The following is an 11536-nucleotide window of genomic DNA, read 5'->3' as shown; positions in this document are numbered from 1 at the left end:
GTCTCGCTATCCGGCGCGCGCTTCTTTGGTTGAGGGCCGGTGCCGACCAGCATCTATCAATTACGCAGCGGCTTGCCGGTTGCGAGCATCGTCTCGATCCGGGCCACCGTACGATTGTCGCGCACCCGCTTCATGAACGCCTCGCGCTCCAGCCGCAGCAGATCCTGCTCGCCCACCACGTCGACCACATCGGCCTCGCCTCCGGTCAGCACGCCTGCCAGCGCATCGGACACGACCATGTCATAGTCGGTCGCCTTGCCCTGCTTATGGAAGCCTTCCGCCGCCAGCGACAGCGCCGCGCGGCCACTGGCGCCGGGCAGCCGGAACTCGGGGTGCGCGGGCGCAGTATAGCCATCGACCAGCGAAAGCGCTTTCTGCTTGGCATCGTGCAGCAGGCGGTCGCGGTTCATCGTCACGCCGTCGCCCTCGCGCAGGATCTGCAACTCGCGGGCATTGGCGGCGGACTTGGAGACCGTCGCGGTCGAGACCATCTCGAACACCTTGGCGACCGGCGGCATCGGCCCCTTGGGCATGCCCTTCGCATTGCGCCAGCGTTCGAGCATCTCGCCATTGCCGCCCCAACCGGGAATCAACCCGACGCCACATTCGACCAGACCGACATAGAGTTCGGCATGAGCCTGAATGGCATCGCAGTGCAGCAGCACTTCACAGCCACCGCCCAGCGCCATGCCCGCAGGTGCGCCGACCACGGGGAACGGCGCGTACTTCAAGCCCTTGATCGCCATCTGCCCGCCGCCGACCAGCTTCTCGATCTCGCCATAGGCCGCGATGTTCAGCGCAAAGAGCGCAAGGCCAAGATTCGCCCCTGCCGAGAAATGCGCGCCGTCGTTGTAGATCACCAGCGCCTTGAACTGCTTGGCGACCAACGGCAGCGCCTCGGCGATCAGTTTCATGACCTCGCCGTCGAGCGCATTCATCTTGCCGGTGAATTCGAGGCAGGCGACACCATCGCCCACATCCCACAGCGCGGCAGACGCATTCTTCAACACCGGCTTGCTGCCGAGCTTCACCTCTTCGAGACGCAGCACGCCTTCGGGGCGGACGATGTCGTGGTACTCGCCATCGAGGCCGAGGAACTGGCGCTTGCCGCTCTCGATCCGGTAGAAGGTGCGATCGCCTGCCAGGGTCAGCAGTTCCGGCACCGGCTTGCCTTCCGCGGCAAGGCGCTCGGCCAGATACTTCGCGCCGATCCGGTCGATCATCTCGAACGGGCCGGCCTTCCAGTTGTAACCCAGCTTCATCGCGTCATCGACCGCAACCACATCGTTCGCGGCGGACGGCACGAGGCTGGCGGCATAGCCGAGCGTCCCACCCAGGATCGTCCAGGCATAGTCGCCAGCCTTGCCCTTGGCCTCGGCCAGTGCCTTGAGATCGCCCTTGCCCGCCGGACCGGACGGTGCGCGGGCCGAAACCTTCTCGCGGTATTCGCCGGAGGCAAGGTCGATCGCCTCGCGGCGGCGGTTCTCGCCCAGACGGTAGAACCCGCCCTTGCCCTTACGGCCGGTGTAGCCCTCGGCAATCATTGTCTCGACCAGCGGAATACTGCGCGCAATTACCTGATAGGGATCGTCGGCTGGCAGCGTCGAGGTAAGGCTGGCCTGAAGATGCGGCATCAGATCGATGCCGACCAGATCGACGAGGCCAAAGATGCCGGTCTTGGGTACGCCCATCGGCTTACCCGCGATGGCATCGGCTTCCTCAACGGAAAGCCCCAGATCGAACGCGGCATTGAGGCCCAGCTGGATCCACAGCGTACCGATGCGATTGGCGATGAAGCCCGGCGTATCCTTGGCATGGACCACCGTCTTGCCGAGCGAAATGTCGGCGAAGCGCTCGACCGTCTCGGCCAGCGCGGCGTCGGTATCGGTGCCGGTGACGATCTCCATCAGCCGCATGTAGCGCGGCGGATTGAAGAAGTGGGTGATCAGGAAATCGCGGCGGAAGGCCTCGCTGCGCCCCTCCACCAGCTTGCCGAGCGGGATCGTCGACGTGTTCGACGAGACCGCTGTGCCGGGGCGCTTCACCGCTTCCAGCCTGGCGTAGAGATCCTGCTTCACGTCGAGCCGTTCGAGCACGGCCTCGATCACCCAGTCGCATTCGGCGATCTTGCCCAGATCGTCCTCGACATTGCCGACTTCGACGAGCTTGGCGGCGGCCTTGCTCATGAACGGGGCAGGCTCGGTCTTGAGCATCTTCGCCACTGCGCCTTCGGCCACGGCGTTGCGGTTGGCCGGATCGCGCACGATGTCGAGCAGGAGCACCGGTACGCCCGCATTGGCGACCTGCGCCGCAATGCCTGCGCCCATGGTGCCTGCGCCGATCACGCAGACCTTGTTGATCTTGCTGCTCATTCTGCTGCCTCCAGAACGGTGGCGATACCCTGCCCGCCGCCGATGCACTGGCTGGCGAGCGCGTACTTGCCGCCCTGTCGCTTGAGCAGCGAGGCCGCCTTGCCAACGATACGCGCACCCGTGGCGCCCAGCGGATGGCCGATGGCGATGGCGCCGCCATCGATGTTCACCTTGGCGGGATCGAGTTCGAGATCGCGCAGGCACGCCAGCGCCTGACTCGCGAACGCCTCGTTCAGTTCCACCACGTCGAGATCGGCAGCGGCAATCCCGGCGCGTTCCAGCGCCTTGCGGCTGGAGAGGATCGGGCCAAGGCCCATCGTCTCCGGGGCACAGCCGGAAACCGCCACCGACTTGATCCGGGCGAGGATCGGCAGGCCATGGGCACGGGCATAGTCCTCGCTGGTGACGAGCACCGCGCTGGCGCCATCGGTCAGCGGCGAGGAGGTGCCCGCCGTCACCGAACCCTTGGCGTCGAACGCGGGTTTCAGTCCGGCGAGGGCTTCCGCCGTGGTTTCGGGGCGGATGGTGCCGTCCTCGGTCACTGTTCCGGCCTTGGTCTCGATCGGCACGATCTCGTCGGACAGCTTGCCCTCGCTGCGGGCGGCCCCGGCACGCTTCTGGCTTTCCACCGCGAAGGCTTCCTGCTCGGTGCGCGCGATCCGGTACTTTTCGGCGACGTTTTCGGCCGTCTCGCCCATCGACATGTAGGCGGCGCTGCGCTTGGCAAGTTCGGGATTGGGCATCGGATTGAAGCCCATCATCGGCACCCGGCTCATCGATTCGACACCCGCGCAGACGAACACCTCGCCCGCGCCGATCTGGATCTGGCCCACAGCATAGTGGATCGCGCTCATCGAAGATCCGCAGAAGCGGTTGACGGTCATCCCCCCCACCGAGATCGGCAGGTCCGCCAGCAATCCGATGAGGCGCGCGACGTTAAAGCCCTGCTCGCCTTCGGGGAATGCGCAGCCGACCACCAGATCCTCGATATCCTGCGCGGCAACGCCCGTCTTCGCGATCAGCCCGCGCACCACTTGCGCGGCCAGATCGTCGGGCCGGGTACGGGCCAGCGCGCCCTTGTTGGCAAGGTGGAACGGCGAGCGGACATAGCCCGCGATCACGACAGATTTCATGCACTCTCTCCATGGGCGGACACCGTGACCGGGCGAGTCCCGAACGGCAGCCTTTATTTCCCCTAAAGGTGCAAAGGTTTCCCTATACGTCAAGTAAATTTTATGGCAGACCTCGTCTTGTCACTTCCCGCTCCGGCAAAACCCGCAGCGAAAAAGGGAAGGATGTGAGAGAGGATGGAAAGGTCGTTCATGACTTACAGGAATCCCGCAATCGCGGGGCTTGCAGCCCTGACGATGCTGTCAGCAGGGCTAAGCGTACCTGCTTCCGCAGCCAGCCCCGAATCAGTTCTCGGAACATGGCGCACCCCCACCAAGCACGGACAGGTCGAGATCGTGAAATGCGGCACCTCGATCTGCGGGCGGCTGATGGAGTCCGATGGCCTGAAGGCCAACCCGGACCTGCGCGACGTCAACAACAAGGACCAGACCAAGCGTGGCCGCGCGATCAAGGGCCTGCAGATTCTCGGCGGCGGATTCACGTCGAAGGGGAACGTCTGGAGCGGTGGCACGATCTACAATCCTGAGGATGGCGGCACCTACAAGGCGACGATCACGCCTGACGGGGCCGACACGCTCAAGCTCAAGGGCTGCATCGTCTGGCCCTTGTGCAAGACCCAGACCTGGACGCGGATACGCTGATCAGGCGCGATAAAACGGCCAGCAAGGCCATGATAATAAGGGAGAGTACAACATGACCACGAAATCGACGCGGCTGATTCTGGCAGGCGCCACATCGCTGATGGCGCTGACCAGCGCAGGCGCCGCCCACGCGCAGGCGTTCTATCTGCAGGAACAGTCGGTACGCGGACAAGGCCGCGCCTTTTCGGGCGAGGCCGCCGATACCGGCATCGATTCGATCTGGTGGAACCCGGCCTCGATCGCGGAGATCCAGGGCGGCGAGGCCTCCGTACACGCCAGCGCCGTGCTGCCGCGCGGCAAGGTGGTGGACAACGGCACCGTCGTCGTGCGCCCCGGCACTACCGGCGAAGCGGTCGGCGGCAACCCCGTCGCCAAGAACCCGATCAACAACGGCGTGCTGCCCTCCGGCGCCATCGCCTGGGGCACCGGCAAACTGGCCTTCGGCGTCTCCGTGACCTCGCCCTATTCGTTCACGACCGATTACGCTTCGGACAGCTGGTCGCGCTATTCGGCGGACAAGACCAAGCTGCGCACTATCGACATCCAGCCCACCGTCGCTTTCGCGCCAACGCCGGGCCTGCGCATCGGCGTGGGGCTGAACGTCGAGCATGTCGATGCCACACTGTCCAACTACCTGCCCAACCTGTCTTCCGCGCTGCCCGATGGCCACCAGTCGCTGGAAGGCAAGGGCTGGGATGTGGGCTGGTCGGCCGGTGTCCAGTACCAGACCGGCCCGCTGCAGATCGGCCTGGCGTACAAGTCCAGCATCGAGCACACGCTCAAGGGCTCGGTCACGATCGACGGGCTGCTGGGGCCGCTTGCCGCGCAGAACGGCACGATCAACGCCAAGGCCAAGTTCAGCACGCCCTGGCAGGCGGTCGGCTCGATCCGCTATCGCGCCACCGAAGCGCTGACGCTCAACGCGCAGGTTGTGCGCTATGGCTGGAGCAAGTTCGACACCATTGACCTCGGCGCCCCACTCAACACCTCGATCCCCGAAGACTACCGCAACTCGTGGTCCTACGCAGGCGGTATCGACTATCGGGTCAATCCGAAGTGGACCCTGCGCGCCGGTGTCCAGTACGCCAGCACGCCCACGCGTGACACCGAGCGCGATGCTCGTGTGCCGGATTCGGACCGCTGGAACTTCTCGGCAGGCACCAGCTACCAGATGAGCAAGAGCATCGCGATCGACGCAGCCGCCTCGTACATCGCGTTCAAGGACGCGCCGATCAACCGCACGACGGCGGCCTATGCCGGAACCGTGGTGCAGACGCCGATCCTCGTCGACGGCGAATTGCAGGACGCCTCCGCCTGGGTGCTCTCGCTCGGCGCGCGGGTGGCGTTCTGATGGGGGCCGCGGTGACGATCGAGGGCCTGTCGCCCAACCCGTTTGCCGGCGAGGAGATGCCGCCGATCGCACCGCGGCTGCTCACCGACCTGCTCGACCACGCCGTGGAATACCACGGCGCCTGGCCGGCGGTCGACTTCATGGGCCGGCGCTGGACGTATGCCGAAATCGGCGATCTTGCCCACCGGGCCGCACGCGGTCTTCAGGATCTGGGCGTGACCAAGGGCACCCGCGTCGGCCTGTGTCTGCCCAATACGCCGTGGTACGTGATCTGCTACTTCGCGGTCTTGCGCATCGGCGGCGTAGTGGTGAACCTCAACCCGCTCTACACCGCGCGCGAGATGGAGCAGCTCGTCACGGATTCGCAGGCGAGCGTGGTCATCACCACCGATCTGGCGCTTTCTTTGCCCAAGCTGACGCCGCTGGTCGGCAAGGGCAGCTTCCACCGGGTGATCGTGTGCCCCTTCGCCGATGCCCTGCCCCGCGTGAAGGCCACTGCCTTCCGCCTGTTCAAGCGCGCCGACATCGCCACCGTCCCGCATGACCTGCGCTACGTCATGTTCGACGATCTGGTCGCCCGGCACGACGATCCCGATCCGGTCGATCTGACGCCGGACGATCTGGCGGTGCTGCAATATACCGGCGGCACCACCGGCATTCCCAAGGGCGCGATGCTCAGCCACGCGAACCTTGCCGCCAATTCGGCGCAGATGATCGCGCATGTCGGCCATATGCCCGAAAAGCAGGAACGCACCTTGGGCGTGCTACCGATGTTCCACGTCTTCGCACTGACCACCGTGCTCAACTACTCGGTCGATACCGCCGCCGAAATGGTATTGCTGCCCCGCTTCGAGATGCGCTCGTTCCTCGCGACCGCGCGGCGCACCCGGCCTACGCAGTTCTTCGGCGTGCCCACGCTCTATGCGGCGCTGAACCACCAGCCGCTCGCGGGCGCCTTCGACGATGTGCGCGTGTGCATTTCGGGCGGCGCCCCGCTCCCGCTGGAAGTGCGCCGTACTTTCGAGGAGAAGACCGGCGTGCGCGTGGTCGAAGGCTACGGCCTGTCCGAAGCCTCGCCGATCATCACCTGCAATCCGCTGGAGGGCACGGTCAAGGACAACTCCTGCGGCCCCGCCTTCCCCGGCACCGTGATCGAGATCCGCGATCCCGAGAACATGGAGCGCCTGATGCCGCCGGGCGAAAAGGGCGAGGTCTGCGCGCGCGGCCCGCAGGTCATGTCCGGCTACTGGAACCGGCCGGAGGATACAGCGCAAGTCTTTGCTGCAGGTGCGCTTCGCACAGGCGATATTGGCTATCTGGACGAAGACGGTTATCTTTTCCTCGTCGATCGCATCAAGGACCTGATCCTGTGCGGCGGCTATAACGTATATCCCCGCGTGATCGAGGACGCGCTCTATGAACATCCGATGGTGGCCGAAGCCGTGGTGATCGGCATTCCACACCCCTATCGCGGCCAGACGCCCAAGGCCTTTGTTGCATTGCACCCCGGCGATCTGCTGGAGGAGAACGAGCTGCTCGATTTCCTGCGCGACCGTCTGAACAAGATCGAAATGCCCTCCGCCATTGAATTCCGCGACAGCCTGCCCAAGACCATGGTCGGCAAGCTTTCCAAGAAGGAACTGGTTGCCGAAGAGGCCGCGCGGCGCGCGGTCGGCAACGACGCATGACGCAGGCACTGGCGCGCGACGATGGCGCGCGGCAGGCGGCCACCCCGCCTGCAGACGAGATGTTCGGAATTCAGGAAGCGGCCGTACAGCTGGGCGTCACCATGCGCACCTTGCGCTTCTACGAGGACAAGGGCCTGATCGCGCCGCAGCGTGCCGGGACCACGCGCATCTATTCCCGGCGCGAGATCGGCCGGATGCAGCTGATCCTGCGCGGCAAGCGGCTGGGCTTCTCGATCCGCGAGATCAAGGAATTCCTCGACCTCTACGATGTCGATCCCGAGCATCAGGAGCAGGTGCGCGCGCTGCTGTCCCGCGTCAGCCAGCGCATGGACGAGCTGCGCCGCCAGAAGCACGCGCTGGAACAGACGCTGGAGGAACTCGCGCTGATCGAGCAGCAGGCCCGCGACTGGCTGGGCGACCCGCCGGAGGGCAAGAACGCATGACCGACCGCGACATCCCGCGCGCCAGCCCGGCAGACCTTGCCGCCTTCCTGGAAGTCGAGCCGATCGATACCGATCTGTTCCGCGCGCCCGCGCTGCCCGGCCCTGCCGCCCGCGTCTTTGGCGGGCAGGTCGTGGCACAGGCCCTTGCCGCAGCGGGGTACGACCTTGACGGCTCGCGCCCGGCGCATTCGCTCCACGCCTATTTCCTGCGCGCAGGCGACACCGCCCGCCCGGTGATCTTCCGCGTGCTGCGTGACATGGACGGCGGCAGCTTCACCCATCGCCGGGTGGTGGCGACGCAGGGCGGGGTGCCGATCCTGAACCTTGCCGCCTCGTTCCATCGGCCTGAGCCCGGCTTCGCGCATCAGCTTGACGCGCCGCGCGTACCGCCGCCCGAAAAGTGTCCTTCGCTCGCCGAGGCGCTGGCCGCCGTGGGGCGCTCGATGCCCGCCAGTCTCGTCGATCGCCTCGCCGCCTTCGAGATGCGCCCCTGCCCGCCTTGCGAGCCGGTCGGCGGCATTCCCGCCCAACGCACATGGCTGCGCCTCGCCTCACCGCTCGGCGCCTCCCCCGCCATGGCGCGGGTGCTTCTGGCCTACGCCAGCGACTTTGCACTGCTGGGTACTTCGGTGCTGCCGCATGGCGTCACCCTGTTCACGCCCGACATGCAGTTCGCCAGTCTCGATCACGCGGTGTGGTTCCACGAGACGCCCCCGCTCGACGACTGGGTACTCTACGCGATGGAGAGCCCGCAGGCAGGACACGCCCGCGGCTTCACCCGCGGCTCGGTGTTCACCCGCGAAGGCCAGCTGATCGCCAGCGTGACGCAGGAAGGCCTGATCCGCCGCAAGACACGGGGCTAGCGAGCATCCCGCCGCAAGGCCGAAAAGGCCGCAATCCGGCGCCTCGGACAAGCCGAAGGAGCACACTTCCCGGTTGCGGACGATTAGCGCGATTGCCAAACTACCGGAGAGCAGCCGTGGGCTTAGTATGAACGCGAAACAGCTTGAGGCCGTGATTGCACTCAACGGCCCTGAACGAACGGAGCATTTCGCAAAGGTTGTGGCCGACCGGGAAGAGGCTTGGGGCCTCTATGCTGACGGGTGGGCGGCAAGCATCACCGAAAATGGAGAGATGGCCTTTCCCCTTTGGCCCGCCAGAGAATATGCTGCAATATGTGCAACGGGCGACTGGAATACTTACGTGCCTCGTCCCATACCTCTCCACGATTTAACGGACTCGCTCTTTTCCATGCTTCGGGAGAAACGTTCGTTCGTAGCGGTGTTTCAAACTCCTGCCGGGAGTGGCGTGATGGTCGCGCCTAACGATTTGCTAGCGATGCTTGAAGCCGAAATGGAGCAATTTTAAGCGGTATCAAACCGCAGTAAGAAACGGTGCTCTCCCAAAGCCAATCTTTCGCTTCCGTCCCATTTCAGCCCCAGCTCCAACCTCGCGCCCTAAAGCCCTGCCAACAGTTCCTCTACCCAGGCCGGCACTTCCCTGCCCGCAGAGCCGTGGCGGGCCTCGTCGAACCAGTGGGTGCCTTGCGAGGGCTCCAGATTGATCTCCAGCGTCTCGGCGCCGATCTCGCGAGCGAGGCGCACGAAGCCTGCTGCCGGATAGACCGCGCCCGAGGTGCCGATGGAAACGAACAGGTGCGCCCGGTCGAGCGCGGCGTGGATTTCCTCCATGCGATAGGGAATCTCGCCGAACCACACGATGTCCGGGCGCAGCGCCGGTTCGTCGCACGAGGGGCACGGCGGACGGCCTACCAACGGCCCGGTCCAGCCCATCCGTTCGCCGCAGGCCGTGCACCAGGCCGAAAGATGCTCGCCGTGCATGTGCATCACGTTGTGCGATCCGGCGCGCTCGTGCAGATCGTCGACGTTCTGCGTCACCACCGTCACTTCGCCCGGCCACAGCTGCTCCAGCCGGGCGAGCGCGGCATGCGCGGGGTTGGGTTCCTTCGTCTGGATCGCGGCGCGGCGCATGTCGTAGAAGCACAGCACCAGATCGGGATCGCGCGCGAAGGCCTCTGGCGTCGCCACGTCCTCGACTCGGTGCTGCTCCCAGAGTCCCATTCCCTCTTGGCCACCCCCGCCCCGGAAGGTGTCGATGCCGCTTTCGGCGGAGATCCCCGCGCCGGTCAGGATCAGGATGTTGCGGTGTGCTGCCATCGCCGCCATGAGACCAGCGATTGCAGGAGACGGCAAGTGGCACGATTCGGAATACTGGGCAGCAAGGGACGCATGGGACAGGCGATCGAACTCGCACTGGCAGACGCGGGCGAGCACTTCGCAGGCGGCGCCGGGCGCGGCGACGATGTGACGGTGCTCGCGAAAGCCTCGAACGTGCTGATCGACTTCTCCAGCCCCGAAGCACTCGAACCCAATCTCGATGCCGCGATGGCCGCCGGCGTGCCGATCCTGATCGGCACCACCGGCCTTGAGGAACGCCACCACTGGCTGATCGATCAGGCCGCGCAGGAAGTCCCCGTGCTCCAGACCGGCAACACCTCGCTCGGCGTCACCCTGCTGGCGCATCTGGTGCGCGAGGCCGCCGCGCGGCTGGGCGAGGACTGGGATATCGAGATCGTCGAGAGCCACCACCGCATGAAGGTGGACGCCCCCTCGGGCACCGCGCTGCTGCTGGGCGAGGCCGCTGCCAGGGGCCGCGCCGTCTCGCTGGCCGACGCCTCGGTGCGCGGGCGGGCCAATATGAACGGGGGGGGCATCACCGGCAAGCGCGAGGCGGGCACCATCGGCTTCGCGGCGCTGCGCGGCGGCACCGTGGCGGGCGACCACACCGTGCATTTCCTCGGCGATAACGAGCGCCTTGCCCTCTCGCACATGGCCGAGAACCGCTCGATCTTCGCGCGTGGAGCAGTTCGCGGCGCGCAGTGGCTGCTGGGCAAGGCGCCCGGTCGCTACACCATGCCCGAGGTGCTGGGCCTTTGAAGAAAGCCGAGATCTTCGAATTCTTTCGCCGTCTGGCCGAGCTTAACCCCTCGCCCGAGACCGAGCTGGAGTTCGGCAACACCTACCAGTTGCTCGTCGCCGTCACGCTCTCCGCACAGGCGACCGACGTGGGCGTCAACAAGGCCACCCGCGCGTTGTTTCGCGAGGTGAAGACGCCGCAGCAGATGGTCGATCTGGGCGAGGAAGGCCTTAAAGAGCACATCAAGACGATCGGGCTGTTCAACACCAAGGCCAAAAACGTCATCGCGCTCTCGCAGATCCTCGTCGATCGCTACGGCGGCGAAGTGCCCGAAGACCGCGATGCCATGGTCGGCCTGCCCGGCGTCGGGCGCAAGACCGCCAACGTGGTGATGAACTGCGCCTTCGGGGCAGAGACCTTCGCGGTCGATACCCACATCTTCCGCGTCGGCAACCGCACCGGCCTTGCCAAGGGCAAGAACGTGCTGGAGGTCGAGAAGAAGCTGGAAAAGAACGTGCCCCAGCCCTTCCGGGTCGGCGCACACCACTGGCTGATCCTCCACGGCCGCTACATCTGCAAGGCCCGCAAGCCCGAATGCTGGCGCTGCCCGGTGGACGACCTGTGCAGCTTCAAGCCCAAGAGCGAAGCGCCGAAGGTTCGTGCGGTAGCGGCGGCTTGAAGAGAGAAGTGTAAGGCAGGGGAGCAGAGCCCCCCTGCACCCCCGTTACGTCTTCCGACTATAGGATAGTGCTTGCTGCACTGGCAGCGCTTGCCCGCCAACCTGCTCCCGCCACCTTCTACTTCGTCATTCCCGCGAAGGCGGGAATTCAGAATACGCAGCGCCAGTTTCAGGACGCTCCGCAAACCGAAATACAGAACTGGATTCCCGCCATCGCAGGAATGACGAAGGTGTGTGTGTATAATCAAGGCCTGCGCCGGAAGACGTAACGGGGTCCGGGGCCTATGGCCCCGG

Annotated in this window: 12 protein-coding genes; 9 read left to right on the top strand and 3 right to left on the bottom strand. The window is 65.5% G+C overall.

What is annotated here, in order from left to right:
* Positions 1–56: 56 nt before the first annotated feature.
* Both AC3EC3_RS11510 and AC3EC3_RS11505 read right to left on the bottom strand, forming a co-directional pair.
* Positions 57–2372, bottom strand: a complete 2316-nt coding sequence (locus tag AC3EC3_RS11510) for a 3-hydroxyacyl-CoA dehydrogenase/enoyl-CoA hydratase family protein (RefSeq protein ID WP_488489737.1) — start codon at positions 2370–2372, stop codon at positions 57–59.
* Entirely contained in the window at positions 2369–3505 is a 1137-nt protein-coding gene (locus AC3EC3_RS11505; protein ID WP_488489736.1) for a thiolase family protein, read from the bottom strand. The genes AC3EC3_RS11510 and AC3EC3_RS11505 overlap by 4 nt, the downstream gene beginning before the upstream one ends.
* A 189-nt stretch (positions 3506–3694) precedes the next feature.
* Here AC3EC3_RS11505 and AC3EC3_RS11500 point away from each other — a divergent pair, with 189 nt between their 5' ends.
* The 6 genes from AC3EC3_RS11500 to AC3EC3_RS11475 all read left to right on the top strand — a co-directional run bounded on the left by AC3EC3_RS11500 (position 3695) and on the right by AC3EC3_RS11475 (position 8994).
* Positions 3695–4144: a DUF2147 domain-containing protein gene (locus tag AC3EC3_RS11500; RefSeq protein ID WP_488489735.1), complete on the top strand. Its 450-nt coding sequence runs from the start codon at positions 3695–3697 to the stop codon at positions 4142–4144.
* Between the two features lie 52 nt (positions 4145–4196).
* A complete protein-coding gene (locus tag AC3EC3_RS11495; protein WP_488489734.1) occupies positions 4197–5495 on the top strand; it encodes an OmpP1/FadL family transporter in 1299 nt (432 codons plus the stop codon).
* A complete protein-coding gene (locus AC3EC3_RS11490) occupies positions 5495–7183 on the top strand; it encodes a long-chain-fatty-acid--CoA ligase (RefSeq protein WP_488489733.1) in 1689 nt (562 codons plus the stop codon). Before AC3EC3_RS11495 ends, AC3EC3_RS11490 begins: the two co-directional genes overlap by 1 nt.
* Positions 7184–7242: 59 nt before the next feature.
* Entirely contained in the window at positions 7243–7626 is a 384-nt protein-coding gene (locus AC3EC3_RS11485; protein ID WP_488489853.1) for a MerR family transcriptional regulator, read from the top strand.
* On the top strand, positions 7623–8489 hold the full coding sequence (locus AC3EC3_RS11480) for an acyl-CoA thioesterase (protein ID WP_488489732.1): 867 nt from the start codon (positions 7623–7625) through the stop codon (positions 8487–8489). Before AC3EC3_RS11485 ends, AC3EC3_RS11480 begins: the two co-directional genes overlap by 4 nt.
* Before the next feature lie 127 nt (positions 8490–8616).
* On the top strand, positions 8617–8994 hold the full coding sequence (locus tag AC3EC3_RS11475; protein WP_488489731.1) for a DUF2750 domain-containing protein: 378 nt from the start codon (positions 8617–8619) through the stop codon (positions 8992–8994).
* An 89-nt stretch (positions 8995–9083) separates the two neighbouring features.
* Here AC3EC3_RS11475 and AC3EC3_RS11470 read toward each other — a convergent pair whose 3' ends face one another.
* Positions 9084–9803, bottom strand: a complete 720-nt coding sequence (locus tag AC3EC3_RS11470) for an NAD-dependent deacylase (RefSeq protein WP_488489730.1) — start codon at positions 9801–9803, stop codon at positions 9084–9086.
* 36 nt (positions 9804–9839) lie between these two features.
* On the opposite strand from AC3EC3_RS11470, the gene dapB reads away from it, so the two are divergent.
* The 3 genes from dapB (at position 9840) to AC3EC3_RS11455 (ending at position 11511) form a co-directional block, all read left to right on the top strand.
* Positions 9840–10583 carry a 4-hydroxy-tetrahydrodipicolinate reductase gene (gene dapB / locus AC3EC3_RS11465; RefSeq protein WP_488489729.1) on the top strand — a complete coding sequence of 248 codons (744 nt, stop codon included), beginning with the start codon at positions 9840–9842 and terminating at the stop codon, positions 10581–10583.
* The gene (gene nth / locus AC3EC3_RS11460) at positions 10580–11242 is read left to right on the top strand and encodes an endonuclease III (protein ID WP_488489728.1); all 663 of its coding nucleotides are present in this window, start codon (positions 10580–10582) and stop codon (positions 11240–11242) included. Before dapB ends, nth begins: the two co-directional genes overlap by 4 nt.
* 68 nt (positions 11243–11310) lie before the next feature.
* Positions 11311–11511 carry a hypothetical protein gene (locus AC3EC3_RS11455; RefSeq protein WP_488489727.1) on the top strand — a complete coding sequence of 67 codons (201 nt, stop codon included), beginning with the start codon at positions 11311–11313 and terminating at the stop codon, positions 11509–11511.
* The last annotated feature ends 25 nt before the right edge of the window (positions 11512–11536 follow it).

The organism is Novosphingobium sp. BAM6, from assembly GCF_057784955.1.
This window is presented reverse-complemented; position numbering and strand designations above follow the sequence as displayed.